At 48.6% G+C, this 25584-nt stretch carries 28 protein-coding genes; 10 read left to right on the top strand and 18 right to left on the bottom strand.

The window, feature by feature from the left end; all coding sequences use genetic code 11:
- Nucleotides 1-8: 8 nt before the first annotated feature.
- On the top strand, nucleotides 9-377 hold the full coding sequence (locus NC981_RS10180) for a Dethiobiotin synthetase (RefSeq protein ID WP_348242737.1): 369 nt from the start codon (nucleotides 9-11) through the stop codon (nucleotides 375-377).
- A gap of 21 nt (nucleotides 378-398) precedes the next feature.
- Here the strand turns inward: NC981_RS10180 and NC981_RS10175 are convergent, their stop codons facing one another.
- Complete coding sequence (locus tag NC981_RS10175) at nucleotides 399-1274, bottom strand: DUF2267 domain-containing protein (RefSeq protein ID WP_348242736.1); 876 nt, start codon at nucleotides 1272-1274, stop codon at nucleotides 399-401.
- A gap of 31 nt (nucleotides 1275-1305) precedes the next feature.
- A complete protein-coding gene (locus NC981_RS10170; RefSeq protein ID WP_348242735.1) occupies nucleotides 1306-1479 on the bottom strand; it encodes a hypothetical protein in 174 nt (57 codons plus the stop codon).
- A 38-nt stretch (nucleotides 1480-1517) separates the two neighbouring features.
- Here NC981_RS10170 and NC981_RS10165 point away from each other — a divergent pair, with 38 nt between their 5' ends.
- Entirely contained in the window at nucleotides 1518-2006 is a 489-nt protein-coding gene (locus NC981_RS10165) for a YbjN domain-containing protein (RefSeq protein ID WP_348242734.1), read from the top strand.
- Between the two features lie 113 nt (nucleotides 2007-2119).
- Here NC981_RS10165 and NC981_RS10160 read toward each other — a convergent pair whose 3' ends face one another.
- Nucleotides 2120-2593 carry an orange carotenoid protein N-terminal domain-containing protein gene (locus NC981_RS10160; protein WP_348242733.1) on the bottom strand — a complete coding sequence of 158 codons (474 nt, stop codon included), beginning with the start codon at nucleotides 2591-2593 and terminating at the stop codon, nucleotides 2120-2122.
- Between the two features lie 224 nt (nucleotides 2594-2817).
- Here NC981_RS10160 and NC981_RS10155 point away from each other — a divergent pair, with 224 nt between their 5' ends.
- Nucleotides 2818-3525, top strand: a complete 708-nt coding sequence (locus NC981_RS10155) for a biotin/lipoate A/B protein ligase family protein (protein WP_348242732.1) — start codon at nucleotides 2818-2820, stop codon at nucleotides 3523-3525.
- On the opposite strand, the gene NC981_RS10150 is transcribed toward NC981_RS10155, so the two are convergent.
- Genes NC981_RS10150 through NC981_RS10140 form a run of 3 tightly spaced genes read right to left on the bottom strand, consistent with a single transcriptional unit; the run spans nucleotide 3509 to nucleotide 5319 of the window.
- The gene (locus NC981_RS10150) at nucleotides 3509-4069 is read right to left on the bottom strand and encodes a molybdenum cofactor guanylyltransferase (protein ID WP_348242731.1); all 561 of its coding nucleotides are present in this window, start codon (nucleotides 4067-4069) and stop codon (nucleotides 3509-3511) included. The two genes, NC981_RS10155 and NC981_RS10150, sit on opposite strands and share 17 nt — an antisense overlap.
- The gene (locus tag NC981_RS10145) at nucleotides 4069-4461 is read right to left on the bottom strand and encodes a TIGR02588 family protein (protein ID WP_348242730.1); all 393 of its coding nucleotides are present in this window, start codon (nucleotides 4459-4461) and stop codon (nucleotides 4069-4071) included. The genes NC981_RS10150 and NC981_RS10145 overlap by 1 nt, the downstream gene beginning before the upstream one ends.
- 9 nt (nucleotides 4462-4470) lie before the next feature.
- Nucleotides 4471-5319, bottom strand: a complete 849-nt coding sequence (locus NC981_RS10140; protein ID WP_348242729.1) for a TIGR02587 family membrane protein — start codon at nucleotides 5317-5319, stop codon at nucleotides 4471-4473.
- Nucleotides 5320-5394: 75 nt separating this feature from the next.
- Here NC981_RS10140 and NC981_RS10135 point away from each other — a divergent pair, with 75 nt between their 5' ends.
- Entirely contained in the window at nucleotides 5395-5712 is a 318-nt protein-coding gene (locus tag NC981_RS10135; protein ID WP_190376755.1) for a TIGR03792 family protein, read from the top strand.
- A 50-nt stretch (nucleotides 5713-5762) separates the two neighbouring features.
- Nucleotides 5763-6113: a zinc ribbon domain-containing protein gene (locus NC981_RS10130; protein WP_348242728.1), complete on the top strand. Its 351-nt coding sequence runs from the start codon at nucleotides 5763-5765 to the stop codon at nucleotides 6111-6113.
- A 2-nt stretch (nucleotides 6114-6115) separates the two neighbouring features.
- Here NC981_RS10130 and NC981_RS10125 read toward each other — a convergent pair whose 3' ends face one another.
- From NC981_RS10125 to purC, 7 genes are all read right to left on the bottom strand, one after another.
- Nucleotides 6116-6793 carry a GvpL/GvpF family gas vesicle protein gene (locus tag NC981_RS10125; RefSeq protein WP_190376753.1) on the bottom strand — a complete coding sequence of 226 codons (678 nt, stop codon included), beginning with the start codon at nucleotides 6791-6793 and terminating at the stop codon, nucleotides 6116-6118.
- A 58-nt stretch (nucleotides 6794-6851) separates the two neighbouring features.
- Nucleotides 6852-8045, bottom strand: coding sequence for a lipid-A-disaccharide synthase (gene lpxB, locus NC981_RS10120; RefSeq protein ID WP_348242727.1), 1194 nt, complete (start codon nucleotides 8043-8045; stop codon nucleotides 6852-6854).
- The gene (gene lpxA / locus NC981_RS10115) at nucleotides 8042-8851 is read right to left on the bottom strand and encodes an acyl-ACP--UDP-N-acetylglucosamine O-acyltransferase (RefSeq protein ID WP_348242726.1); all 810 of its coding nucleotides are present in this window, start codon (nucleotides 8849-8851) and stop codon (nucleotides 8042-8044) included. The genes lpxB and lpxA overlap by 4 nt, the downstream gene beginning before the upstream one ends.
- 53 nt (nucleotides 8852-8904) lie before the next feature.
- Nucleotides 8905-9408 carry a 3-hydroxyacyl-ACP dehydratase FabZ gene (gene fabZ, locus NC981_RS10110; protein WP_348242725.1) on the bottom strand — a complete coding sequence of 168 codons (504 nt, stop codon included), beginning with the start codon at nucleotides 9406-9408 and terminating at the stop codon, nucleotides 8905-8907.
- Between the two features lie 35 nt (nucleotides 9409-9443).
- On the bottom strand, nucleotides 9444-10298 hold the full coding sequence (lpxC, locus tag NC981_RS10105) for a UDP-3-O-acyl-N-acetylglucosamine deacetylase (RefSeq protein ID WP_348242724.1): 855 nt from the start codon (nucleotides 10296-10298) through the stop codon (nucleotides 9444-9446).
- A complete protein-coding gene (locus tag NC981_RS10100) occupies nucleotides 10299-12731 on the bottom strand; it encodes a BamA/TamA family outer membrane protein (protein WP_348242723.1) in 2433 nt (810 codons plus the stop codon).
- A 155-nt stretch (nucleotides 12732-12886) separates the two neighbouring features.
- Complete coding sequence (gene purC / locus NC981_RS10095; RefSeq protein WP_348242722.1) at nucleotides 12887-13615, bottom strand: phosphoribosylaminoimidazolesuccinocarboxamide synthase; 729 nt, start codon at nucleotides 13613-13615, stop codon at nucleotides 12887-12889.
- Nucleotides 13616-13842: 227 nt separating this feature from the next.
- Here purC and NC981_RS10090 point away from each other — a divergent pair, with 227 nt between their 5' ends.
- Nucleotides 13843-14097: a hypothetical protein gene (locus NC981_RS10090; RefSeq protein ID WP_348242721.1), complete on the top strand. Its 255-nt coding sequence runs from the start codon at nucleotides 13843-13845 to the stop codon at nucleotides 14095-14097.
- A gap of 205 nt (nucleotides 14098-14302) precedes the next feature.
- Nucleotides 14303-15274 carry an ABC transporter substrate-binding protein gene (locus NC981_RS10085; protein WP_348242720.1) on the top strand — a complete coding sequence of 324 codons (972 nt, stop codon included), beginning with the start codon at nucleotides 14303-14305 and terminating at the stop codon, nucleotides 15272-15274.
- Nucleotides 15275-15454: 180 nt separating this feature from the next.
- Here NC981_RS10085 and NC981_RS10080 read toward each other — a convergent pair whose 3' ends face one another.
- From NC981_RS10080 to NC981_RS10070, 3 genes are read right to left on the bottom strand one after another with little or no spacing between them, the layout of a single operon-like run.
- On the bottom strand, nucleotides 15455-16570 hold the full coding sequence (locus NC981_RS10080) for a 5-(carboxyamino)imidazole ribonucleotide synthase (RefSeq protein ID WP_348242719.1): 1116 nt from the start codon (nucleotides 16568-16570) through the stop codon (nucleotides 15455-15457).
- Nucleotides 16571-16579: 9 nt separating this feature from the next.
- Nucleotides 16580-17104 (bottom strand): pentapeptide repeat-containing protein, encoded by a 525-nt coding sequence (locus NC981_RS10075; RefSeq protein WP_190376743.1) that lies wholly within the window; start codon nucleotides 17102-17104, stop codon nucleotides 16580-16582.
- Entirely contained in the window at nucleotides 17055-17498 is a 444-nt protein-coding gene (locus tag NC981_RS10070) for a cobalamin biosynthesis protein (protein ID WP_348242718.1), read from the bottom strand. The genes NC981_RS10075 and NC981_RS10070 overlap by 50 nt, the downstream gene beginning before the upstream one ends.
- 177 nt (nucleotides 17499-17675) lie before the next feature.
- Here NC981_RS10070 and NC981_RS10065 point away from each other — a divergent pair, with 177 nt between their 5' ends.
- Nucleotides 17676-18644, top strand: a complete 969-nt coding sequence (locus tag NC981_RS10065; RefSeq protein ID WP_348242717.1) for a tetratricopeptide repeat protein — start codon at nucleotides 17676-17678, stop codon at nucleotides 18642-18644.
- Here NC981_RS10065 and NC981_RS10060 read toward each other — a convergent pair.
- A complete protein-coding gene (locus tag NC981_RS10060; RefSeq protein WP_348242716.1) occupies nucleotides 18641-19195 on the bottom strand; it encodes an FHA domain-containing protein in 555 nt (184 codons plus the stop codon). The genes NC981_RS10065 and NC981_RS10060 overlap by 4 nt on opposite strands.
- Nucleotides 19196-19636: 441 nt before the next feature.
- Between NC981_RS10060 and NC981_RS10055 the strand changes: the two genes are divergently transcribed.
- Nucleotides 19637-20857, top strand: coding sequence for a M28 family metallopeptidase (locus tag NC981_RS10055; RefSeq protein WP_348242715.1), 1221 nt, complete (start codon nucleotides 19637-19639; stop codon nucleotides 20855-20857).
- Between the two features lie 120 nt (nucleotides 20858-20977).
- On the opposite strand, the gene NC981_RS10050 is transcribed toward NC981_RS10055, so the two are convergent.
- A complete protein-coding gene (locus tag NC981_RS10050; RefSeq protein ID WP_348242714.1) occupies nucleotides 20978-23053 on the bottom strand; it encodes a PA14 domain-containing protein in 2076 nt (691 codons plus the stop codon).
- A 661-nt stretch (nucleotides 23054-23714) separates the two neighbouring features.
- On the opposite strand from NC981_RS10050, the gene NC981_RS10045 reads away from it, so the two are divergent.
- Nucleotides 23715-25502: an ABC transporter ATP-binding protein gene (locus NC981_RS10045; protein ID WP_348242713.1), complete on the top strand. Its 1788-nt coding sequence runs from the start codon at nucleotides 23715-23717 to the stop codon at nucleotides 25500-25502.
- Nucleotides 25503-25584: the final 82 nt, after the last annotated feature.

Raw genomic sequence — 25584 nt, 5'->3', positions numbered from 1 at the left:
GCGCTAAAGTGATACAGTCAATCTTTCTGAAGCGCTCGATCGTGGATTACGAAACTGCTCGTCGGTTACTCATCGATCACACGAATGTTAACGCTGCTGATACCTTCCTCGGACGGTTAAGGCAGGGTCAACCCCCTTTGCCGGGACAAGTTACTGCGATTTTGCTGGCATTGAAGGTTGTGTTTGATGCGCTGAAAGATCAAACGATGATCGATCGACAGCTAGCGACGGCATTATTTCTTGTTTCGAGTGAAGCAAGACAGTTATTTAACGGCGGACTGGCAAAAAGCTTAGAGTGTCCGCCGTTGCTAAATGAGGATTTAGGAAGAATTACGATCGCGGTAAAAAGCATTTTCTCAGGCACTTGGCAGGCTTAATTCCGCGATCGCTGCTATTCGCTACGCTTTTTCCCACAGTTCCCGAACCTTATCGGGCAAGAACTGTGCAACTTCTTGAACGCGCTCTTGTGAAAGCTCATCTTTGGTGGCTGAAAAGACTGCCGAAACGACTTGTTCAGGCGTAGTGTTCGGTTGTAAGCCAGCTTCTTGTTTGACTCGGAACAAGAATGTATCTGCTTTAATTTTCAGAGGCGGACGAATGTGGCTGAGGAAATGCACGATCGGGTTTGTATCTTCCCACAAGTCAGAGACTTGGGTTGCAAGGGGTGTTGCCGTGTAGAGGGTGCGATCGGGGTTGCCTTCATCAAGCGGCACATGCAGCTCTTCGGAGACATGTTCGACGGCTTCATTGGTCATCATGTCGCGCATGGTACGGAAGACCACTTCGGTAATGTCGCGAGCATCATACAGGTCAGAAATTCCGCCTTTGAGGGCGACTTTTTCGAGAAAGGGCGTGTCTTTGGTCGCGATCGGAACCGTTTGCCCCTTTTGCATGGTTTTCGGCGGATTGACTTCCATATCTCGGAGCATATCCCGCCCCCGCTGCGTCAGTTCCGCCTTTTTGAACTCAATTAAATGCGGCAATGGGCCATCAGGCGCACCATAGGTATTGGCAACTCTAAAGCCAAACTCTTCTTCATTCACAGCATTCGGCACGTCGTCTTGATTGCCGTAAGCGTTTCCGGAGAATTCAGCGTTAATGTACTGTCTTTGGTTGAGATAGTCTAAGTGACCGAGAAACTCAGCAGGAGTCATGGGAATGCCAGTAAAGTCGGTTTCAGTAAACTTTACTGGATCAGGGCCAGGGCCTTGATCGCTCTCATCAATCTTTTTCAGCATGATGTAAACCACGTCGTCGCGGATCGTGATCGTCATAATTCTTCTCCTATAAATTGGGACTCCCCAACTATTCCGCGATCGGGCAGAATCCATCATCCATCATGTGAGACATTCGTAACTTTGATCTGCGTCTACCAAAAGTAGGAAGACAAACCGATCGCTGCTCCGCACTTTTATAGTAAAAATGAAGAAATCCCCAAGGCGGAGGTAAACCAGGGGCAGATAGCGCTACCTTAGACACAACTGTAGACACAACTGCGGATTTTTACGAGCGACTGTATGACGAACTATCAACAAACTTTGGAAACTTCTGGCGCAAACACAGCCGCGCTGGGCAGTGAAGCGATCGCTAGCGTTGACCTGATTCAAGTGATCGAAACGGTGATCAGCAGCTTAGACCAGACCGATAGCGCAATGGTTAGCCACACTGAAGGTGAAGGTGGCTATGTTTGGAAGTTCAAATATGGCAGCGTAGAAACCTTCGTGCAGTTGACTGGTACAACTGATGAAGATACGTTGACTGCGTGGGCGAGTGTTCTAAAGCTACCTGTGCAGAATGAGGCGCAATTAACGCGCAAATTGCTGGAGATGAATTGGTTAACGACGCTGGAGGCGCACTTTGCAATCTTTAACGATCAAATCGCAGTGGTTTCTTCGCGCACGGTTGCAGACTTATCGCCGGGTGAGATTTCTCGATTAATTACGCTTGTGGCGACGATCGCAGACGAAAAGGATGATGCTTTACGAGCAGAGTTTGGCAGCGCTTAACTCAGACAAAAGTTCAAGTCCAAAGCTTCAAGTCTAAAAGCTTCAAGTCCAAAAGCTTCAAGTTCAAAAACTCCAAGAGTTCTAAACCCTTGGAGTTTCACAGCATCTAAAAATTATGCTTTCGATGTTGTACCCATACGTTGTACTCCGGCTTGCATGAATCCAACTCGTTCTTCAAAGCTCAGCCCAGAAATAAAATCGCTAAATTCATGGGTTTGTTCTGGCAGTTTGTAGTCTGAAGGAACGTTAATGATCTCGCCGCTTTCCATGCCCTGTCCTAAAAGCAGCCAGACTTCAATTCGCGCACTGTTGCTCATTGCACTATAAGTCTTTCCAAATTCGCTGTCTGCGCCGCTGAGAATATCGCGTTGTACTTGCAGTTGCTGTTCTTGGGGAAGAGCCTTGATTTCACCATAAAGGATATGAGCAAGATTATCCGCAGTTGCAGGGGGAGCAGGTGTTAGCTCATCTTTGATGTCTAGATAGCCATACCACAGTAATGCAAGCTGAGTGTCGATGTCGTAGCGTTGAAACATTGATAACGCGCGCTTAGTATTTTCGCTTTGAGAATCAATTGCGTAAGACATAAAGCTCCTAGAAAATATGTGTGAATGTCTTCACGGTAGTTGTCGGACTCGATCGCTTAACCTTGCAAAAGATAGATACGATACAGTTGCCTTTTAACAGATGTTGGTTCTTAAAGCTGCGACCAGACGAATTGAGCCTATTTTCTCTACAGGCTTTTATCATTGCTACACTTTTATCACTGCTACAATAGAAAAAGAAGAAGCTTAAAACTGAGCTTGATTAGATGAATGAGTGGCGGTTGATTCCCATAATTCAAGCTCCTGGACAATTGCAAATGGCGATCGATACCTGGCTCCTAGAGCAGCATCGATCTGGCTCACATCCACCCACTTTGCGCTTTTATACTTGGTCGCCCGCTGCCATTTCACTCGGCTATCATCAGCGCCATTATCCTGATGCTTGGCAGTCTTTGACTTGGAATGGAGGTGCGATCGATCTTGTGCGCCGTCCAAGCGGAGGTCGAGCCGTGTTGCATCAGGGTGATTTGACTTACGCTGTGATTACGTCTGGCTTGGGACAGAAGCGAATGCAGGCATATCAAGCGATTTGTGAGTTTCTCATTCAGGGATGGAAGCGGTTAGGCATTCAGCTAGAGTACGGGGACGCAGGACGGGGATATATTCATAACCCCAACTGTTTTGGGACTGCGACAGGGGCAGATTTGATCACACTTGACGGGATTAAACTGATTGGAAGTGCTCAGTTGCGGCGAGAGGATGCGATTTTGCAGCATGGCTCAATGCAGATTCAAACAGACGTGGAATTGTTTGAGCAAGTGTTTGGTCAACCATTAACGTTATTGGAGTTAACAGTTTCGATCGAGACGATCATAGAGACGCTGATCGATGCTGCAAGGGATTGTTTTGGAATTGATTTTACAATTCAGCCTTTAACAGAATTGGAATGGAATCAAATTACTGAACTTCTTTGAGATCAGTCGGAGTATTACAGTTTAAGAGCATTTGCCGATCGCGAAGCTGTAATTCCTGCACCGTTTCAGAATCAAGCCACTCCTGAAACGATCGCTTTCCTCCCGCAATGTAGCTTTGCAAGCTGGAGAGTCGATCGCGGCGATAAAATCCACACAAAGGCTCCCATCCTTCCTGGCTTCTCGCGACCACAATAGGCACGTCGGAAAGTTGTGTCGTGCATTCTTTAAGTGCTTCACCTTCTAATCGAGGTAAATCACAAGCCAGCAGTAACACCCAGTCCGTTGAAACTTGCGTTAGAGCTTCAGAAAAGGCAATCAGGGGCGATCGTGGGCTTGTTTCTTGAATCCACTGCACCCCTGAAACAATTGATTGATAGCGATCGCACCAAGAAGTCACGATATAAATCAAATCAGTACAGTGCCTTGCTGCATCACAAGTTCGTTTTAGCAATGGAACGCCATCTACCTCAATCAACGCTTTATCGCGTCCCATGCGGGAACTTTTGCCGCCTGCAAGAACGATCGCACTTAGAGAATGATTCATCACGGAATTTTATAGCTTGCGACTCGGACAACTAATTGACCCTGACGCGGATCGCGCTGAAACACAAATGCACCTTCTTCCTTCTCACCCCTCGATAAGAAATCAATCTGCTGATCACCCGATTCTAAAACGCGATCGCCCGCCTTTAATTCTGCAACCACTTGCACTGATTCTACAGTTTCACCGCCTGTATTCGTCACTTCAAAGGGGACATAAAATTTCCCATTCGTATTACGAATCTCACGCTGTTCGATTGAAATGGCGGCAGGTTCATAGCGATCGCTAACCCACACATAAATCACCAAGCCAGCGATCGTGCCCAAAATGCTGCTCGCAATTCCAAACGTGATCCATTCAGCAGGCGATCGAGTTTCTCGTTTTGCTTGTGGCATCCTTTTCTCCTAAGCTGCTAATCGTCCTGCTGCACCCCCAACCGCCGCAGGCAATCCGAGCAAAACAGTGTATCTTAGCCACAACTGCCACGGATCATCGAAGTGCAGCTTTTGAAAGAACACTAACATCAGCATTGCAGCAAACAATGAGACTAAATAGGCTGCGATCGTTTCACCCCAAGGACGCTGAAACACACCCTTATGCTGATAGCGCTGGGATTGATTTGTGAATCCTGCCGCAAACACAATGCAGTACGACACCAACAAGGATGCTGCAATCATTGCAAGCAACCATCCACCTGTTACAGCTGATGCCAACATGGGAATTTCGTCAGTGGGGGCAATGTTAAATGCAATCACAAGCGCACCGATTAAAGTCGCTGAAATATCCGATAACGTTGCATTACCTTGACGTGCAGGTGGATCATCGCCCGATCGCGATTCATCTTTCCCTAAAAACTGATTCGCCAACGCCACACCGAATGTAAAGGGGACGCTTTCGTAAATCAATTTACCCAGCACTTCAATTAACGGCGCATCGAATCTGATTTCTCGCAGTAATACTAAGGTTGCACCACTACACACTAAACCGATCGCTAAAGCTTTAATCGTATCTTTCACAGCATTGATCGTTCTGATATCGTTGCCGTGACGAAATCCCGAAGCCTGGTTTAATAGCAATACAATTAAGAATGTCAATACTAAAGCAAATAGCATTCTGAATGGACTGACATAGGAACCAATCCACCAAACCTCCATCGTATAAAGCAATGGAATCCCGAGCAAAAAACCACCCGATGCGCCCCGAACTAAATCTGTTAGCTCAGTTTTCCACTGCTTGCTAAGATGAGTCAACATAAGCAATGCCCGAAGCGTTAGACTCTAAACTAATGAGTTTGCGATCGTGGTGTCATTCCTCTACAGATAGAAAGTATGGTTATCGAATGGCTGAAAGTTAAAGTTCCGCTAGAACTTCGGGAAACTTATATTCAAAAAGATGCTGAGATTTGGACAGAAACTTTGTCAAAATATCCAGGCTATGTCGGTAAGGAAATTTGGTTCAATCCCAAAGATGACACCGACTTGATTATGGTGATTTACTGGCAAACCAAAGACGCTTGGAAAGGCATTCCCGCCTCGGTTCTCGAAGAGACTGACCGACGATTCACAGCAGCAATGGGACAATCCTTCCCATTTGCCGAAGAAGGCGAATATCAAGTCCGCAAATTTAGCGAACCCTCTGTGAAGTAAAGCTACGCACTCTATGATTAGCTACGCACTCTATAGTTAGCTACGACTCTATGATTAACTGTCCTCGCTGCGGTCAATCCGTTCGATCCGATGCGATCGCTTGTCCTCGCTGTCGCACCTCACTCAAAGCTCATGGTCATCCCGGCATCGTACTTCATCGCGCTACCGGAACCGAGCCCCTCTGCAAAACCTGTATCTATGATGCAGATGATACTTGCAACTATCCCCAACGCCCTGATGCTTGGGAATGCACGATGTATCACAATGCCACAGTGCCGATCGTTAGCAATCCATCCCGGTATGAAATGACTCCGGCTGCTTGGGCACGACGAAACGCGGGATGGATTGCTTTAGTGATTCTACTTGTATTCAGCTTCGGCTTAGCCTTGTCGCGCCGCTAGTATTACACAAAATGATACGGCGGTAATGCTTCTCCTAATCCTAATTCCCATTGTGGATATTGATTTTGCCATTTACTCAGATGTTGATAAAGCGACATCTCATCCTGTTTATTAATCAATAAATACAGCTTCTCAACCCCATCTGAACCTGCTTTGAGTTTGGCATCCGGATAGACCTGTTCGATTTCTGCCAAAATCTGCTGAAATTCCTGCTGTTGCTGGTCTTTTTGGTCGAGATGCGCTTGATACTGCTGCTTTTTTGCCTGAAAGTAATCCCGTCCTTTCGTGCTGCCATTCATTTCTGGATTGCTTGGTAACTCAAGCTCGATCGGGGTTAGCTTCAGCCGATATTCTGCCTTTCCTTCTAGCTGATTCAGCTTGCCTAAATACTTGTCGCGATTTTCGTTCAGATGAGCAATCAGATGATCGCGAGACAAAAACTGTGTTCCAAACCGAAGCGGCAAAATCGTCACTTGCCAAAACAAATCACAAATCACGCGATCGTGCGCGAGCACGGCTTGCACCAATCGGTCATCATCGTTCTGCACCGCTTCAAACTCTAACTCTGGTTCCACCAAAGCTGCTAAAGCACCCGTTTCAATGACTTCTAAATCCCCGTCAATTCCTGCACTCAGCTGTAGCGGTGTAGTTGGCGTTTTGAAGAAAGCGTAGGTATACATGGCTCGAACGATGCTCCATTCTGAGTCTATGCGATCGTGCAGGTTTTCCTGGTGAACTTCATACGAAAGTTTGAAATTCTGGAGCCTCACAAAATCCTAACCGCGCCAAAATCGATCGCGCGACTCGATCGCAAGCTCCTTCTCCACCTAAAGCCTCTCGCATCTCTTGATAGTCTGCAATCGTTTTCGCTCGATGTTCAGGATTGAGCAACTCTAGTGCCGACTGCGTTAAATTTTCAGACGTGGCAGCATCTTGGATAAATTCGGGCACGATCGCTTTCATGTTGACCAAGTTTGGCGGTGACGCAAACGGTAACTTGAGTTTGAGGATATGCTTTGCCACCCAATACGTAAACGGAGATAAGCGATACATCACGATTTGTGGCACATCGAGCAGGGCAATTTCAAGATTGACTGTGCCAGATTTTGTAATCGCCAGATCTGCTGCTGCAATCGCATTTAACGGTGAACCTTCGACAATTTGAGCTTGCAGTTGGTATTTCTCAATTCCTTGAACAATCTGCGATCGGTATTTTTCTAGCGATAGTGGAACCAGAAACCGTACACCAGGAATCTTTGCTTGAATCTGCTGCGCTGCTTTGAAAATTACAGGCATCATATATTTGATTTCCTGTTGACGCGATGCAGGAAGCAGCACGATCGCGGTTTGATTCGGTGCAATTCCTAATTTCGATCGAGCCGTTGATCGATCGGGTGCGTTGCTCATGCGATCGATCAAGGGATGTCCGACAAATGTAGCGTTCGCGCCGTTTGATTTGTAATAGGCTGCCTCAGACGGAAAAATTGAATAGATGCAATCACTAATTTGCACAATCCACTGCGTTTTTTTCTCGTTAATTCGCAAAACCCATTCTTGCGGTGCAATAAAGTAAGCCGTTGGCACATCAGGCAAGTATTTGCGAATGTGTAGCCCAATACTGATATTAGGATCACTGTAATCAATCATCACCGCAAAATCGGGTGGATTCTCGCGGAGATACTGCTTAGCGCGACGTTGAACGTTCAAGGTCGGCAACAAATACGGTAATCCTTCGATAATTCCAATCGAACCGATTTCCGTTGTATTGCCGAGCAATTTCGCGCCTGCGGCTTCCATCCGAACCCCGCCCAGCGCTAGCACCTCAATTTCCGCTCCCAGTTGTTCCGCTTGGGAATACAGCGCCCTCACCAGCATTGCCCCTTGCAAATCGCCGGACACTTCACCCGTACTGATAAAAATCCGCTTCTTCATGAGCTTCTTACCGCTGCGCTCGGTGTCAGTCCTCTACGCCCGGGCGACAAAGAGAGTTGAATAAACTGCTGCAAATGTTGAATATGCTCGTTTTCAGGCAGCAGATCTAATTGCTCTAGCCCCTGATTCATCGGCAAACCAGACCGAAACACGGTTCGATAGGCTTTTTTCAGCAAATTAATCTCTTCTGCCGAAAAGCCCGATCGCTGCAATCCGATCTGATGAAACGCCCGAATTCGCGAAGGATTGCCCTCGACAATCACAAACGGCGGCACATCGCGATCGATCCGACTCATCCCTCCGATCATCGCGTGTCGTCCAATCCAGACAAACTGATGAATCCCTAAGACCCCACTTAATCTTGCTTTTGATTCGATATGGACGTGACCCGCCATCTGTACCGAATTGGCGATAATCACCTGATCTTCGATCACGCACTCATGCCCGACATGCACATATGCCATCAGCAAATTGCCGTTGCCAATCAGCGTAATGCGATCGGCAAAGGTCGGGCGATGAATCGTGACAAACTCACGAATCTGATTGCCATTGCCAATCCGCACCAAACCGAGTGAGCCATCGTATTTCAGATCCTGCGGCTCAAGCCCGATCGCCGCTCCCGGAAAAATCTGATTGCGCTCTCCCATTTCCGTCCAACCCTCGATCACCACATGATGCCCGACAACCGATCCCGCGCCGATTTTGACATGCTCTCCAATCACCGCATATGCACCAACTTGGACGGTTGGATGAAGTTGAGCATTCGGGTGAATCACAGCAGTCGGGTGAATCAAGGTAGTGGTCATAGATAGAGGGTAGAGGAACAAAGAGAAGGGGAAATCAGCGCATGGGGCTGTCTTCAATCGACGAGCGCAAACATTAAATCACCTTCACAGGCAAGCTGTCCGTCAACTTCGGCACGACCGCGCATCTTCCCAAAACGACGTGCTTTCACCGAGAGCAGTTCCACCGTCATGACCAGTTGATCGCCTGGCACAACCGGACGACGGAATCTGACTCCATCGATCCCAGCAAACATGAAGAGACCGCCTTGCACATCTGCCATTTGAGTAAGGACAACGCCGCCGACCTGCGCCATTGCTTCAACAATCAGCACTCCCGGCATAATCGGACGACCCGGAAAATGTCCTTGAAACTGCGGCTCATTGAACGAGACGTTTTTAATCCCGGTTGCCATTTTGCCAGGAACGTAATCGATGATGCGATCGACGAGCGCAAACGGATAGCGATGCGGCAGCAGTTGATGAATTTCTTCGACGGTGAACGTCGTTTTGATGGCAGTTTCAGCCGGAGCGTCTAGATTCTCGTTCGGGGCAGTGTGGGTTTCAATCAAGGTTGACATGGGCGTTCCAGTTAAAGAGCTAGAAAGGGGCAGACTTAATGAGATGAGAGATTCGACAGTTGACGCACCAGTTGAGTATGTAACCCATGACTCGCCTTGTATGCCAAGAAGTGAGCGGTTGGAAACGTCCCCAGTAAACTGAGATCTCCTATTAAGTCTAGAAGTTTATGGCGTGCTGGTTCATTTGAAAACCGCAATGGTGGATTAATCCATCCCTCAGCGCTACACACTAAGGCATTTTCAAGCGAACCGCCTTTTATTAAACCATTTGCTCGTAACTGTTCGATCTGATGAGCAAATCCAAACGTCCGCGCTGGCGCAATTTCCTCGGCAAACGTGGTGGGATCAAATTGCCAACTGTGCCACTGATTGCCGATCGCGCTCAGTTCAAAGTCAATCCCGTAAGAAAATCGCAGTTCCAGAGCGGGAATCGCTGCCACAAACGCATCCCCTTGCCGCACGAAGACAGGCTCGGTGAGGGAGATCGGTGAAGTCTGTGCCGTTTGCCCGATCGTTCCCGCTTGGAGAATGGCTTCCGTCCACGATCGAGCCGATCCATCGAGGAGCGGCACTTCTGCCCCATCGACTTCAATTCGCACGTCATTGATCCCCAACCCTGCAAGCGCGGCTAGTAGATGCTCAACGGTGCGAACTTTTGCTGCTCCATTCACAAGTTCCGTCGAAAGCATGGTTTCTCGAACTGATTCAATCCGAGCCGGAATCTCCGGAGCATCAGGTAAATCGGTTCTAACGAAATATCGCCCTCGTCCGGGTTCTGCGGGCAAAACTCGCGCCGTTGTCAGGTCTCCAGTATGCAGCCCGATTCCAGAGCAAGAAAAGGATTGAGCAAGCGATCTCGCCTGTGTGGTGCAGCCCTGTGTGTTGACCATTTAGAAGCGTTCTCCAAAGCCAAAGCGAATGTTGCTTCCGCCGCGATCGTTAAAGCCAAAGTCAATCCGAATCGGGCCTAGCGGGCCTGCTTGCACTCGGACTCCGACCCCGTAGCCGAATCCACTTCCGGGCTTACCCCGCGTTCCGGCGGGATCGCCCGGAACCGATCGACCCGATCCTAAATCTGTTGCCGCATCCACAAACAGCGCTCCTGAAATAATCGAGAAGACCGGGAATCGGTACTCTGCGGTAGCTTGCAAGAAGCTGCGACCGCTGCCCAAATCGCCTTCATCGTAGCCGCGCACCGAGTTCGTTCCCCCCAGCGGAAACGCTTCATATGGTGGCAAATCTCCCACGACCGTTCCGGCTTGGACATTAAACGCAAAAGCTTGGGCGCATCGTCCCTGCGGGGTTTGCTGTTGATCTAATCGACGCGGATCGCGATCGCGGCACTCTTGCGTGAATTTAGTCAGGCGCGTCGGAATGTAGAAGCTGTAGCTTCCTCGCAGTCGATTGAACAGAATGCTACCGGAACCAATCGGCACCGATTGCTCGGTACTCAGTTGCAGCACTGATCCACGAGTCGGGCGGAGGAAATCATCGCGTCGATCGCGTCTGACTGAAAGCTGTCCAGTCAACAAGTCATCCTTACCCGATGGGTCAAACGTCAATGGTTTTCCTCGTTCGTCCACGGTGCGACGAATCCCTTCCGCATCGCTCGCGGTAACGCGCTGATACTGCAAACCAAGCGAGGCTGTCCATTCTGCCCGTTCAAACACATTTCTCGATAACGGACGAGCGAAGCTGATGCCGCCTCCGGTGCGATTAATTCGGGGAAGGTCGCGATCGACGTTCGGCAATCGCACTTCTGGGTCGCCCCCGTCGAAAATCAGCGAAATCGTTCTGCGGCGAAACACACTCAAGGTGTAGGAAGTTCGGAACGGATCGCCGCCAATCCACGGGTCGGTAAAGCTCAATTCGTACTGCTGATCTCGCTGACCAATCTGCACCTCAGCGCTGAGCTTTTGATTATTGCCGCCCACGTTTTGCTGTCCATAGCTGACGCTGCCGAATAGACCACTTGCAGAACTAAAGCCGCCCGCAAGTCCGATGTTTCCGGTATTGCGCTCAACCGCATTCACTACCAGAACCACTTTGCGCCGATCTTCACCGACATCAAGAGAGGGACGTAAATCTTCAAACAGCCCCAATCCGAATAATCGCTGGAAGTCCCGCTCTAAAACAGTGCGGTTAAAGACTGATCCTGGCTTCAGTTCAAGTTCGCGAGTGATGATATATTCGCGGGTTCTGCCTCGAATCGGATTGCCTTTTGCATCCTGAGCGTTGCCTTCTTTGTTGATAAATCGCACCTGAATCCGCTCGATTTCTCCTTCTGCAACCTGTAAGATGACGGTTCCATCCGGATTGACCTGGGGCTGCTGCGCGTTAATCACCTGTGCCAGCACAAAACCACGGTCTTGGTAAAACTTCGTAAGTTCTTGAATTCCAGTTTGCAATTCCCGAAAATTCGTGATTTTGCCGTACTGCGGGCTGAAAATTCGGTTTACCTCTTCCGGCGGTACGACTTTACTGCCTTCAAGCTGCACCGATCGTAAGACTGGATTCGCCGCCACTTCAAACGTCACCCGGACTCCAAGCGGTGTATCTGCTGGAGTCGCTCTCACGGTCGAAAAGAATCCGGTTGCAAAAACTGCGTTGATGTCGTTCTGAAGCTGAGTGCGCGTGGTTGTCCGTCCTGCCTGAGTTTGAATCACTCGGTAAACTTCCTGCTGGAGTTCAGGACTCACTCCTGTAACGACGACTTCAGAAACTAGCACTCTAGGTTCATCTGGAGCAGGTTGAGCAGGCTGTGGCGGTTCGGTTGGCTGAGCAGGCTGCTGCGGCTGAGTCGGTTGACCGGGTTGCTGCGGTTGCACCTCAACGGGCGGAGTTTGTTGCCCTTCGGTCGGAGGGGTTGTTGTCCCAGGCGGAGTTTGTTGTCCTTCAGTCGGAGGAGTTGTCGTTGAACCTGGCGGAACACTCGGCGAACTCGGCTGATTGGGAATGGTTGGAATATTTGGAGCCGAGGGCGCGGGGGCAGCAGGCGAGGTATTGATTTGAATGCGATCGGGCGTTTCTTGCTCGATCGAGCTACCCGCTTGAGCTACTTTCTTGAGCGGAGTGAGCGATTGAGTTCCCGCCGAATTTTGCATCACCGGAATCGCTTCGACCACGACATCGGTTCCCACAGGCTTCACGGTTGCGGGGACGCTCTTTACGGTCGATGCCTTTGGCACAGGGGAACCTGCTCGCGTCGTCGATTTTGCCTGCGGTTGGGCTGGCTGATTGGGCGATTTTGCTAGGGCAGAACGAGATAAGCCAAGCGTCGCCGTTAACGCAAACGCAGCCATCACAACAGGAGATAAGCGCATAGTATTCACAGGTTTTCGCACGTCCTCACACTTTTTCTGCTCAATGCAGACACAACATCAAATAGATTCCGATTAAACGGCAAAATTGTACCGCACCCTGAGTATCGTTACTCATTCCGGGTAGGACTGATTTTAAACTGGTCGATGCAGAAGCATCATACAGTTTGGTTGAGTACCCGTTGCATGACTTGCCGATACGCATCTTCAACGTTGCCAAGGTCGCGGCGGAACCGATCTTTGTCCAGGACTCGTCGATCGGGGTCAGTTTCTGCCTGATTCCAGAGCCGACAAGTATCCGGGCTGATTTCATCAGCAAGTAGAAGTTGACCTTGAGCATCGGTGCCAAACTCTAATTTGAAGTCAACGAGCGTAATCCCACATTGCTCAAAAAAGGCTTGTAGCACCGTGTTGATTTGCGTTGCCATGCTCTTAAGCTGATCGACTTTGGCGGCTGATGCTGGATCAACCACTTGTAAGCGATCGAGCGTGAGCAGTGGATCACCCAGCGCATCGTCTTTGAGATAAAACTCGACAAGCGGCGGATTGAGTGGGGTGCCAAGTTCCAGTCCGGTTTGTTGACAGAGACTCCCGGCAGCAATGTTCCTGACCACGACTTCTAATGGAATGATGGTGACGGCGCGAACGAGCATTTCGTTCCCGGAGGGGCGATCGATAAAATGCGTCGGGATGCCGTTTTTCTCCATCAGTTTGAAGAGGTGCGATGCGATCGCGCAGTTGATTTCGCCTTTGCCCTGAATGCTGCCGCGCTTTTGAGCATTGAATGCCGTTGCATCGTCCTTAAAATAGGTCAGCAGCACGCTTGGATCGTCGGTGCTATAGAGAATTTTGGCTTTGCCTTCGTAGAGTTTTTGACCAACAGTCATGGTGGATGGGCTGAATTTTAAGCTTCATCATTCTACCGCCCTCGTAGCAGGGTAATTAATTCAAGCGCTCAAACTCCAGTAGCTCCCGAATCGTTCTACTCGTTGCCTCACTGCAATGTAAATTTCTCATACAACCTCTCCGGCGAAGGATGAGAAACAGTATCATAAGCTACAAAATTATGTTGCGTCTGAGATTCGGCGCACTTTTCGCCTCAGAGAGCTGGATTATGTCACTTGAATCAGAATTTGCTGCGATTAGCAGTTCTATCGCCACATGGGAAAATTTTCATCGATCAATTCCCTGTGCTCCCCGCTTCACGCCGTCGATGTGGGTGCAATTGCTCAAGCCACCGACCGCTTACAGTTTTGATCAAGCCTGGCTGCTGTGCCAATGTGCAGAAGATCAGTGGCTTGCCTGGGTGCCAGACTATGGTGAAGTGTGGCTGACAACCGACGAGTTTTGCAGCCTGACAGAGGATTAGCGGCGCTGCTCCACCCCGGGAAATATAGACAGGATTGTAACTTTAGTCTCTAGCGGAACAAAGTAGGTTTGGTTTCGCTTCTGATTACTGAAGTTCATAATATTCTCGTCCTACAATTAATTGTCCACGTCAGTCTGAGCAGCGTTAATTTGAGTCAATGCTCGTTGGACTGATGGGGTTTTGTATTTCCCAAGGATTCCTGAAAATGTTTAAGCGTCGGTTTGTTAGCCTGCTCGTATTTGCGATCGCTCTATTTTGGACAGTTGCCTGCTCCACTCAAGAACCTCAACCCTTAGCGGTTTCCACCAATCCTTGGTCTGGCTATTCTGGGCATCATGTTGCGCTTAAACAGCAGTTTTACCGGGAAGCAGGATTGCAAATTCAAGACCTGCTGTTTCAGTCAAATACCGAGCAAATCGATGCGTTTTTGGCAGGTAAAACCGATTTGGCTTGGATGACCGCAGGTGATGTGATCCAGATGATTGAAAAATCACCGGATTTAAGAATTATCTTTCTTTGTGACTACTCAAACGGCGCAGATGGCATCCTGGGACGGGGCATCAAAACAGCAGCCGATCTAAAAGGTAAAACGTTAGCGCGTGAAGATGTGCTGTTTGAGAAAGTGTTTCTCCGGGCATTTCTTGAGAAAAACCGACTAACCGAGAAGGATATTAAAATCAAAGATATGCCTGCTCCGGCGGCTGCAACTGCATTTAGCACTCAGCAAGTCGATGCCGCTGTGACTTATGAACCCTTTCTGTCGAAAGCAATCAAAGAAGGCGGCGGAGAAATTATCTTTAGCTCCAAAGGCACTAATTTGATTGCTGATGTCCTGGTGACGCACAAAGATTTGATTGCAAACCGTAGAGAAGATTTGATCAAATTTCTCAAAGCAGCCGACAAAGGGATCAAGCTGCTGAAAGCGAGAAATGAAGAAGCAATTTTTGTCGCCTCTAACCGGTTGGGCATTCAACCTGAAGAACTGCGAGAACAACTGAAGGGAATTACACTATTTGATATTGAGGGCAACAAGGCGATCGCGTTCAATCTAAGCCATCCAAACAATGCGATTAAGAGCTTTAAACTTGTAGCGAAAGCGGCTTATGACTTCAAAGTGGTGCCACAGCCCCTTGATGTTCAGTTACTATACGATGACTCTCTTGTTAAAGCGCTTTAGAAATCGTTAGATCTTCAGGTGCTTCTCTTACTGCTTCAGCAACATCAGTAGACAAGCTCACTTCAATATAAAACCGCTAGATCCGCCCTCACCCTAACCCTCTTCTGCGATAGAGGGAGCCAGAAGTCCAGTTCCCCTTCTTCCTTAAGGAGAAGGGGCGAGGGGATGAGGGTCTTCAGTCTACTGAGAAGAGGGATACCAGAGCGATTCGATCGCACTTGCCACTTCTAAAGCAGATTTCCGCAGATTCACAGCTGAATTCAGTAAAACTGTGACGTGTCCTAGCTTACGACCAGGGCGGGATTCTGACTTGCCATACCAATGAATAAACGAGTTGGGCAGTTGCGCGATCGCCGCTCTTTTGTCTAAATAATCACTTTCTGCCCGCTCAAATCCCAGCAAATTCACCATCACCGCTCCAGGACAAATCAGCGCTGCACTTCCCAAGGGTAAACCACTGACAGCACGAAGCTGCTGTTCAAACTGTGAGGTTTCACAAGCCTCGATTGTATAGTGTCCCGAATTGTGAGTTCGCGGTGCAATTTCATTCACCAAAACGCGATCGTCTTTGGTTAAAAAGAGTTCAATTCCGTAGATTCCGACCACTTCTAGCTGATCGAGCAAGGTATGAGCGATCGCCGAAATCTCCTTTGCAACGGATTCCGAAATTTCAGCCGGAGCAATCACGCGACGACAGACTTGGTTCTCTTGCTGAGTCTCGACAACTGGATAAACAACAATCTCGCCCGTGATCGATCGCGCTGCCATCACTGCCAACTCACGCTCAAACGGAACGAACTCTTCTAGCACGATCGGCACCGCATCGAGTTTTGTCATTGCCAGATCCCAAGCCGCTTGATCTCGAATAATCCAGGTTCCCTGACCGTCATATCCTAAGCGGCGAGTCTTCACAACGATGGGAAATGAAACAGGTTGCTCTCCAGGTTGCCAGAACTTTGGAGTGGGTAAACCATTCGCTTTGAGAAAACAGCGCTGATCATACTTATCTAAAAGCGACTTTAAAGCAGACAGGCTAGGACGAAAGCAAGCCGATCGGATCTGAGACAGAGCAGCGAGATCTACGAATTCGTTTTCAAACGTGATCACATCCACCCGATCGCTTAACTTTGTCGTCGCGGCTGCATCGTTGACGGGCGCAAAGAGGGTATCTTGGGCGATCGCCACTGCCGGATCATCTGAGCTTGGGGTTTGAATCACCAATTCTAGGTTCAATTTTTTAGCGGCATCTGCCATCATCCAGGCTAACTGTCCGCCGCCAATTACTCCAATTCGCATACTCGCCTCCTAAGATGGACACCCGAGCGATTCCCGCGTGTCTGCTCCAGTTTTAGAATTCGTCCCCTGCGCTACTTTGCACAACTCGCGAATCTGAGCGCGATCGAGAATCGCTCCGGTAAAATCTGCCCCCGTGATATTAACATCGAGAAATGCACTCCGCAGCAGCATCGCATCGGTCAGATTCGCATCGCTCAGATCGACGCGCACCATCGGCACTTGATCAACCATCGCCTGCTGCAAATTCGCGCCGTGTAAATTCGTTTCCGTCATATTCGAGGCACTCATTGCTGCACCAGCCAGATCAGCACTCGAAAAATTTGCATCGGTCAAGTTGGCGTTGGTAAATTCGGCAAATCGCAGCGTCTGTCCGGAAAAATCTTGTCCCCTGACATCGGCATTACTGTAGGACAACGGCGGGCGATACTGCTGATCGTAGCGTTTCCCCTGAATGGGATCAGCGATCGCGCTCATCATCCAAACGCTACAGATCAAAATCGTGAGTAGACCGATCGCAAATCGCTGCATCTTCATGTCCTACCGCCAAATCAACACTTTTCAGCTTACCTGGAATTTCCGCGATCGCAAGGGTTACAGCTTTACCGATCGCTTGCTTGGGCACTCGCAAAAACCCCGATCCGGCGGCGCACAGCGCTGCCGCTTCTGCGACACTCCGTGTTCCAATTCGGTCGATCGAGGGATTTGGCACCGGAATCGCCTGAAGCTGCTCGGCTGAAAAAAAAGACAGCGAGAAATTGTAGTCTTGGCAATATTCTAAAAGTCCGGCTTCATCGAATTTGCGCTCGACCGTGGCAATTCCAATAATTTCACACTCGGATAGCTGATACTGCTTTAGAACTAGGGCGATTGCGTCGGCGATCGTTGCTTTTGAAACTCCACGCCGACAGCCGATTCCAATCCAGAGCATCAGTAAAACCCACAAAGACAAAATGAAATTTTCACGAAACCATGATAGAACTTAAAAGTTCGTACAGAGCTACCAGGCTCTATTTTGCATTTCATCTCTCTTAATGCAGAATAAGACGGATCAGGGTGCGATAGATACAGGATTACGACTTGTCACTAACCTATCGAGGCACCAGCAATGCAAGTTTCTAAACGCTCAGTTTTTCCTTTGCTTCTGACCTTAACGGCTGCGGCATTGACCACCGGATGCGACGATGCTTCCGATGCAGTTCGCGCTTCTACCCCACAACTGAAGACCGATCTGGCGCTAGGCGATCCGGCATATTACGTAAACTTGGGTCACGAACTTCAGCAAAGCCGCAAGTACGACGAGGCGATCGCCGTCTATCGTAAAGCAATCGTCCTTGATATGGAAAACGCTGATGCCTATAACGGCTTAGGTGAAGTGTTAACGACTCAGCGCCGTACCGAAGAAGCACTCGCTGCCTACCGCCGCTCGATCGACATCAATCCCAAAAATGCTGCCGCTTATAGCGGGTTGGGAAATGCCCTCGCCGATCGCAAACGACTCGAAGAAGCGATCGCTGCCTACCGTCGCTCCATTGATGCCAACCCGCAGCAGATGAATGCTTATACGGGACTCGGTAATGTCTTGACGCAACAAAAGAAAATTTCGGAAGCGATCGCGTCCTATCAACAAGCCCTAAATGCCCCAGAGAAAACGGAAACAGCGCAAGCGATCGCATTTGTCGGCTTGGGTCGGGCACTACAAACGCAAGGCAGAGTTGACGAAGCCCTCAACCTGTTCTATAAAGCAACAGAAATTGCGCCAGAGTACACGTGGGCGCACGTTTTTCTGGGTCATACGCTGGCGAACCAAGAGCAATTCGATCAGGCGACCGCCGCTTACCAAGCAGTCTTGAGACAGCCGAACGAACGCAAAAGCAACCTCGGCAGCAGTCACGCGATCGCGCACAACGGGCTAGGCGCAGTGCTGCAACGGCAAGGGAAAATGAAAGACGCGATCGCTCAGTTTGAGAAAGCAGTAGAAACGGATTTGAATTACGAGGCTGCACACGCCAATCTGCAACGAGCAAAGCAGCTATCCGCTCAGATCCCGTCGCTGACCGTGAAAAATTCGATCTAAGATCTTTCCGAAGCGCGAGTGGGTTCGTTCCACTCGTCAAACACCTCTTTCGTGCTGACCACAAAAAACTCGATTAGCAGATGACTCAACGAGATCGAATCGCCATCTAGGAGCGATCGCCGCTCTAATGCAGGCAAGCGTTGATGGTTGAGAAAGGTGCCGTTGCTGCTTCCCACATCCATTAGATAGAATCCTTCATTCACACTGTGACCGATGACCGCATGACAGCGTGAAACTGAAGGATCTGGAACCACGATCGCGCACTTGCGGCTCCGACCAATCACCCAAGTAGAAGCAATCGCACTGGGTTGAGAGTGATTTGGATTTGACAGATTTGTGGCGAGAAAAGCGGTTCGTCCGGTCGTGACTGCCTGAATGTAATAGGACGTAGCGCAACGCTTTGGAGCATCAAGAATAGGCTCAACCAGGGTCGAAATTTTATCGATGTCATGTCCGCAATCGACTAGAAGCGATCGCGAAATCGCCGGATAAGTCTGCAAAAACTGGAGCGCACGATCGCCACTATTGTTTGGTTGCGGCAAATTTAACATAGCTGGTGTCCGAGCGTTAAGCGTTGAATAAGGTAAAACATTCTGTTGGACGACGACCCGGTTTTGAATTTAGCGACAACCCACGAAGCTGCAAGATTCCTTAAATATCGACATGAACATCTATAGAACAGAAGTTATAAAAATAATAAATCGCCTGCTTGCGAAAGGTGGGCTAGGTAGAATAAATCCTACCTTTTGATAGGGTGCAAGCATTTGAGGCAGTTTTTCTTACAAGCTTCATACGGAAGCGATTACGGAGAACGTTGTTTAAATTTTTATCAAGTCTAAGTAATCTAGCCACCAGAGTATAACGCTTCTATGAACGCGCTTTACTAAAATTCCAGTGACAAAGTAAATTCAGCGCTCTGTTGATGAGCACGGCTCAAATCGCTGCGGAAATGACTGATTAAGCTAAAACAAACCATACTTCCTGAGATCTTCATGTTCTATTGGTTACATCGAACGCGACGTGTAGTGCGAGCATGGCATACTTGGCTTGGGGGAGCGATCGCGCTCTGTTTGATTACGACTCATGCGCTAGTTGCAGCGGATTTGCTGTATGCCGATGTGCAGGCGCTGGTGAAGATAGGGGCGCGGGCGGCAGGATCTTCTAGGGCAGAGCAGGCAAGCGAGTATTTGATTACTGAATATCGCAAGGCGGGGTATCAGGTTGAAATCCAGACTTTTACCTATCCGAAGTTTGCAGATGCGGGGTCGAGTTTGATCGCCGACGGCAAAACGATCGGAGCTTGGGCACTGGTTCGCTCTGTTGCGGGGAATGTGACAGGTCAGTTAGTCGCTGTGCCGAATTTTGGGCGAGCTGAAGACTTTAAAGCGGTGAATGTACGAAATCGAATTGCGATCGTTCAGCGCGGCGGCAATCTTCAGTTTGCTGAAAAAATCGAGAACGCAGCAGCGGCAGGGGCGCGCGGGATTTTGATTGTGAATAATCAGCCTGGAAATACTCGCGGAATGTTGCTCAAGGCTTCTGCAATCCCCGCAGCATCGCTTTCTCAGGAAGTAGGAACCTCTCTGCTGCAACAAGCTCAAGGTACAAGCATTCTTGCAACCTTGAGGGTTAAAGCACAGCCCAACGCGATCGGGCGAAATGTAATTGCCCATTTGCCGGATATCAAACAACCTCAGTTAATCATCGGCGGACATTACGATTCGGTCGAATACTCTCCGGGCGCGAATGATAACGCATCGGGAACCGCAGTTGTTTTAGGGTTGGCGCGATCGCTCTCAAAATCGCCACAAGCTCGTCAGATTTGGTTTGTGTCGTTTGATGGAGAGGAAGATGGTCTAAAAGGATCGGAGGCGTTTGTCGATCGAGCGACTTCGCAGTTTCTGGCTAGACTCAAAGCAATGCTGAATTTTGATATGGTCGGGATTAATGATCGATTGTTGCTGGAGGGTTCGGGTGCAATGAGCGCGATCGCATCCTCAATCAATGGGCCTGTCAGTTCCAATCAGCTTGGCGGGAGTGATCATCTGTCTTTTAAGGCAAAAAATGTACCCACTTTGTTTTTCTTCCGGGGTAAAGACCCAAACTATCATTCACCGGGAGATACCCTTGTTGAGCCTCGTTTGCTGAGAGAAACCCAAGCAACAGCACTAAAGATCACTTCCACTATTCTCAATCAAGCATCACCAAGATAAAGCGATTCTAAATCAGTTGTGAAGTGGGGCGTGGGGTATCATTCCCTTTCCCGCCCCGTACCCCCTACTTCTTTTAGCGCTCACAACTCAAACAGGATCGCTATCGATCTCATTCGCACATTAGTCAGCAAAAGTTAGCAGAATCACTGAATTACTGGGCACAACAATGCCATTTTTGAGGTTTGACCAGTTGACTGTTTTCTGGCTGTATCCAGAAGCTGACATTGTGTGAGTAGCGACGGATGATTGACGAGGACTCCATCCGGTGAAGCTCGATTGCACCTGTTGTGAATTATTGGATTGATTGATAATCAGAAAGGATTTGTAACCTTGAGCGGTGTTACTCACAGCAAAAGTTGTAATTGCATTTTCGTTGCTCGTTGTGGTCGAAATCCGATCGCCAATCATATAGCGATTTAACAACTGCAAAAATTCCCCACCGGGGCGCAGATTTCCCTGGTCGTCCATCTTGCCATAAATGCCATCTTTTTCATTCCAGGCAAGCGTCCCAGCCGCGCCATTTGTGAGCGCTTGAGCAATACTTAACGCATCAAATACTACCCCTTTGTAGTTAGCCATGCGTGGATCGCGGCTTTCCCACGTCCAGCTAATGTTATATTCACCCAACATCGCCGGAATCGTTCGGTTTGGACTTGCAGCTTTTAACGCTTCAACAATGGTTTTAGTGTAGCCACCGATAAATCGAGTTGCATTAAAGATGTCCTGGTCTGCGGTAGAAGCACTACCACTGGCGTAATAGTGATAGGTAAAAAAGTCTAGATGATCGATCGTTCCCTTGATGAATGGAACATAGAACGGCTGAAGATCTGGACGCGCGACCGCAGGCCCGCCAATTTTGATCGTCGGATCAGCTTGCTTCATTGCAACCGCCGCTTTGTTATAAATCGTGATCAGTTCATTTAAACGATCGGGCTTGCTCGAATCTTTCAATCCACCCCAGCCACTATTGTCCCGGAACTGCACAAAGTAGTCATTGTCTTTTTCATTCGTCACTTCCCAATACTTCACCTTGAGCCGAGCATCCTGGTTGACGATCTTGACTAAATCGGCACAGAGCCGAGCAAAATTATCAAACTGATTGCGATCGAGGAAGCCATCGCGATCGGCATCCATCCAATCGGGCCAAGTCGGAATGTTGATCATGCGCTCCGGTTGATTCTGCCCAAACGCCGCGAATGAAGCAGACAGCGCCGATTTCGCTTTGTTGGCATCCCAAGTTTGACGAGCCGTATCAATGAGACCATCTGAAGTGCTGGAATCCTGCATCGTACTGCCATTGTGAAACCGAATCATACCCGGACTCATGGTTGCCATGTTGCTTTTGTAAGCTGCGCTATCAAACGTTCCCGTCCGGAAGCCTTGATAAGCATTCACGCCATAACCGAAGGCTGTATTTCCTCTCTTGCCGCTATTCCAATCGACGGTAGTCGTGATGCTGTCTTTGCTCATGGCGCTAATAGATGCTGTGGGATCTAAGACAATAGGTTGATTGTCTGAGCCAGCTTGAGGTTGAATGATCGGAGCGACAATAGTATCAAGAGTGACCGGAATCATTGGACTAGTTTGAGGGCTAGTTTGAGGGCTAGTTTGATCGGGTGCAGAAGATATCAGAGCGGGGGCAGCGATCTCATCAAGCTGGCTCTGTGGAATCACTTCTTTAGCCTGACTTGGGCTTGACCACAACAGCTCAATCACAGCATCTCCGCCGTTTTCATAGTATTCTAGCTTGATGTCGTGGGGTTGCCCAGCAGCAAGGGCAATGCTTCCCTGATCCTCAGTTACAGAGTGATCTGTCCAATGATCAATCACAATCTTTCCGTCCACCCACAGTCTCACACCATCGTCAGAGCGCGTATAGAACGTATAGTTTTCAGAATGCTTTGACCAAATTTGTCCCGTCCATCGCACTGAAAAATCGTCCGATTGCAGCGAAGCATCGGGTGCGTCTCTTTTCCAGTCAAAATTCACAGTTGCATCTGTGCGGGTGTGCTTGAGATTGCTGAAGCCTTTTCCCTGGTAATACTGTGCCTGTAGACCATTGCCAGCACTGCTGCGGGTAAGCGGTGAAGTGCTGGTCAGATTGTTTTCAAGCGCGATCTCTCCCGATTGGGGGATAGATTCGATCGCGCTAAGGCTACGGCTTTCTGATGAAAAGCCGGGATCTAAAATTGTCATTGTTTCTTTCCAGGTAGTAATTGTGAGACTAGATTGAACAAGCCAGAACTAAACAAGTCAAACTCGCTCACTTGATACTTTTGCAGCATCAAGTAATGTAAACAGATCGATTTGCGAAAAACTTAGAGTGCAACGAACTAGAGCAAAACCCCTAGGACGAGCAAGCTTGATTCAAGATTTACAAACGCTTCACCAGCTCCCTAATTTTCTTTCATGGCGAACATAAATGTGTTCGTGTAAATTACAACAAGATTGAGTAATCGTGGTAGATGCTGGAACTGAGTATCAGCAATGAATCTGCCGACTGAACTGAAAACTCAGTAGTTTAGTCTTGGACATTCTATACCAACTCGGAAAAACCAACTGCAAAAGTTTGCTTTGTCCATATGTTGTCAGCAGGGAAATTGCAACACTTGAGCCGGATCGCTTTGCTTGTGATATACCCTCGCTATCTCGCGATAGCTATACCGATCGATATTGACACATCTCGTAACATCCATCTTATTGAAGATGTTGAGCAATAATTCTTTGTCTAACATTATTTCCGAAGTTGTTATTTCTTTAACGATAGATATAACCCATGACAGTAAGCTTCTGGATCATGGGATACACTTAACCGGACAATGCAATAAAGACCTCATGGCTTTTCATTAAAAAATTTATGTTGAAAACATTGGAGCCAATTCGAGGACTGCTGCCATTTTTGGAGCTCTATCCTTGGGCAATTCCTACGATCGTGGTGCTGGGAATTTTGTCTTCACTATCAGAAGGACTGGGGATCAGCTTATTTATTCCCTTGTTTGAAAGCCTTCAGCAGCCAGATTCTCAAGGCACCAGCAATTCTTTTCTGCGCTTCCTGACTCAGGTTTTGGGAAATGTTTCGCCGAATCAGCGCTTTTTTCTCATTGCTTTATTTATCTTTGGCTGCATTCTGGTCAAGTCTTGCCTGACTTATGGCAATGCAATTCTGTTTGCTTGGCTTGACTCCCGCATTGGTCATCAGCTGAGATCGAAGATCCATCAGCAGTTAATGAGGGTGAGCTATAGCTTTATTGAAAGCAGCGAGTCGGGTAGGTTCATGAATACTTTAGGCACAGAGACCTGGCAAACCAGTCAAGCGCTGAAAGTGTTTGTGAACTTAATTATTGATATTTGCACTGTTTTGGTGCTTGTTGGTTTTTTGCTGTTGATTTCCTGGCAATTGACTTTGATTGTCAGCGCTGTGATTGGGCTAATTTCGCTCAGTATTCAAACGATTACTCGTCGCGTGAAGCCTTACAGTTATGAGGCTGTAGAAGCCAACAAACGCCTTGCTGGGCGAATGTGGGAAAGCTTAGGCGGAATGCGGGTGATTCGGTCATTTGGACGCGAAAGCTATGAACAAGCTCGATTTGATGCCGCCTCGGGGCAAGTCCGCGACATGTTTTTCAAATTAGCAGTGCTGAGCGGTATTGTCCCCCCCCTGTCGGAACTGCTATCTGCGACTCTCGTATTGTTTATTTTGGTTGTTGCGGTCAATCAAGCCCAAACGACTTTGCCAACCTTGCTGACCTTTGTGTTTATCCTCTATCGACTACAGCCGAAGATCAAACAAATTGATAGCGCTTGTGTATCTTTGCTTGGCCTGACTAGCTCGATCGCTGAAGTGAGTACTTTGCTTGATCGCTCTGATAAGCCTTATCTCCAGTCAGGAGCGCTGCCGTTTCCAGGTTTGCAGCAGTCGATCTCGTTTCGCAATGTTGCATTTCGCTACCCTGCACAGACAAAGCCTGCGGTAGAGGACATTTCAATTTGGATTCCACCCGGTAAAACAACGGCACTCGTTGGTCCCTCTGGAGCAGGAAAATCGACGCTGATCCATTTGCTCTGCCGCTTCTGCGATCCGAGCGAAGGAGAAATCTATGTTAATGGCACTCCCCTGCAAAAATTCAATCTCAATGCTTGGCGCGATCGCTTAGCGATTGTCAGCCAGGATGTGTTTATGTTCAGCAGCACCATCCGCGAAAACATTGCTTACGGACGGCTCGATGCTACAGATGATGAAATTATTGCCGCGGCCCAATTGGCAAATGCTCACAACTTTATTTTGCAACTGCCCTACGGTTATGAAACCGAAATGGGCGATCGCGGTATGCGGTTATCAGGTGGACAACGTCAGCGTATTGCTCTGGCACGGGCGATCGTTCGCGATCCTGACATCCTGATTCTAGATGAAGCCACTAATGCCCTAGATAGCATTTCCGAAGACTTAATCCAGCAGGCGCTGGCAACACTCAGCCAAAACCGTACCGTGATCGTGATAGCACATCGACTCTCGACGATCGAGCAAGCCGATCAAATCATTGTGATGGATCACGGACGAGTGGTGGAGCAAGGAGACCTTCAGCATCTCCTTCAACTGAACGGACTATTCACCAAGATGTACCAGTTGCAATACCGCAGTGCCTAAGACCAATTTTGGATTGAAAAAGCCTTGAGTTACGAGGTTTAAGGTGTTCATCTATCGCTGAATTTTAGAGATTTAGTATAAG

Origin of the sequence: Leptolyngbya sp. DQ-M1, from assembly GCF_039962505.1 — a bacterium.
GTDB lineage: Bacteria > Cyanobacteriota > Cyanobacteriia > Leptolyngbyales > Leptolyngbyaceae > Leptolyngbya.
Note: the sequence above shows the minus strand (reverse complement) of the source record. Positions and strands in the feature narration are given on the sequence as shown.

What these genes read in the sequence shown, in the direction of transcription:
- NC981_RS10155 (WP_348242732.1), top strand. Translation starts at nt 2,818, where the DNA reads ATGAATGAGTGGCGGTTGATTCCCATAATTCAAGCTCCTGGACAATTG.
- NC981_RS10085 (WP_348242720.1), top strand. Translation starts at nt 14,303, where the DNA reads ATGTTTAAGCGTCGGTTTGTTAGCCTGCTCGTATTTGCGATCGCTCTA.
- NC981_RS10135 (WP_190376755.1), top strand. Translation starts at nt 5,395, where the DNA reads ATGGTTATCGAATGGCTGAAAGTTAAAGTTCCGCTAGAACTTCGGGAA.
- NC981_RS10145 (WP_348242730.1), bottom strand. Translation starts at nt 4,461, where the DNA reads ATGCCACAAGCAAAACGAGAAACTCGATCGCCTGCTGAATGGATCACG.
- NC981_RS10090 (WP_348242721.1), top strand. Translation starts at nt 13,843, where the DNA reads ATGTCACTTGAATCAGAATTTGCTGCGATTAGCAGTTCTATCGCCACA.
- fabZ (WP_348242725.1), bottom strand. Translation starts at nt 9,408, where the DNA reads ATGTCAACCTTGATTGAAACCCACACTGCCCCGAACGAGAATCTAGAC.
- NC981_RS10175 (WP_348242736.1), bottom strand. Translation starts at nt 1,274, where the DNA reads ATGACGATCACGATCCGCGACGACGTGGTTTACATCATGCTGAAAAAG.
- NC981_RS10060 (WP_348242716.1), bottom strand. Translation starts at nt 19,195, where the DNA reads ATGTTAAATTTGCCGCAACCAAACAATAGTGGCGATCGTGCGCTCCAG.
- NC981_RS10070 (WP_348242718.1), bottom strand. Translation starts at nt 17,498, where the DNA reads ATGCTCTGGATTGGAATCGGCTGTCGGCGTGGAGTTTCAAAAGCAACG.
- NC981_RS10165 (WP_348242734.1), top strand. Translation starts at nt 1,518, where the DNA reads ATGACGAACTATCAACAAACTTTGGAAACTTCTGGCGCAAACACAGCC.
- NC981_RS10150 (WP_348242731.1), bottom strand. Translation starts at nt 4,069, where the DNA reads ATGAATCATTCTCTAAGTGCGATCGTTCTTGCAGGCGGCAAAAGTTCC.
- NC981_RS10075 (WP_190376743.1), bottom strand. Translation starts at nt 17,104, where the DNA reads ATGAAGATGCAGCGATTTGCGATCGGTCTACTCACGATTTTGATCTGT.
- NC981_RS10140 (WP_348242729.1), bottom strand. Translation starts at nt 5,319, where the DNA reads ATGTTGACTCATCTTAGCAAGCAGTGGAAAACTGAGCTAACAGATTTA.
- NC981_RS10045 (WP_348242713.1), top strand. Translation starts at nt 23,715, where the DNA reads ATGTTGAAAACATTGGAGCCAATTCGAGGACTGCTGCCATTTTTGGAG.
- NC981_RS10130 (WP_348242728.1), top strand. Translation starts at nt 5,763, where the DNA reads ATGATTAACTGTCCTCGCTGCGGTCAATCCGTTCGATCCGATGCGATC.
- NC981_RS10100 (WP_348242723.1), bottom strand. Translation starts at nt 12,731, where the DNA reads ATGCGCTTATCTCCTGTTGTGATGGCTGCGTTTGCGTTAACGGCGACG.
- NC981_RS10065 (WP_348242717.1), top strand. Translation starts at nt 17,676, where the DNA reads ATGCAAGTTTCTAAACGCTCAGTTTTTCCTTTGCTTCTGACCTTAACG.
- lpxB (WP_348242727.1), bottom strand. Translation starts at nt 8,045, where the DNA reads ATGAAGAAGCGGATTTTTATCAGTACGGGTGAAGTGTCCGGCGATTTG.
- NC981_RS10125 (WP_190376753.1), bottom strand. Translation starts at nt 6,793, where the DNA reads ATGTATACCTACGCTTTCTTCAAAACGCCAACTACACCGCTACAGCTG.
- NC981_RS10160 (WP_348242733.1), bottom strand. Translation starts at nt 2,593, where the DNA reads ATGTCTTACGCAATTGATTCTCAAAGCGAAAATACTAAGCGCGCGTTA.
- lpxA (WP_348242726.1), bottom strand. Translation starts at nt 8,851, where the DNA reads ATGACCACTACCTTGATTCACCCGACTGCTGTGATTCACCCGAATGCT.
- lpxC (WP_348242724.1), bottom strand. Translation starts at nt 10,298, where the DNA reads ATGGTCAACACACAGGGCTGCACCACACAGGCGAGATCGCTTGCTCAA.
- purC (WP_348242722.1), bottom strand. Translation starts at nt 13,615, where the DNA reads ATGACTGTTGGTCAAAAACTCTACGAAGGCAAAGCCAAAATTCTCTAT.
- NC981_RS10055 (WP_348242715.1), top strand. Translation starts at nt 19,637, where the DNA reads ATGTTCTATTGGTTACATCGAACGCGACGTGTAGTGCGAGCATGGCAT.
- NC981_RS10080 (WP_348242719.1), bottom strand. Translation starts at nt 16,570, where the DNA reads ATGCGAATTGGAGTAATTGGCGGCGGACAGTTAGCCTGGATGATGGCA.
- NC981_RS10050 (WP_348242714.1), bottom strand. Translation starts at nt 23,053, where the DNA reads ATGACAATTTTAGATCCCGGCTTTTCATCAGAAAGCCGTAGCCTTAGC.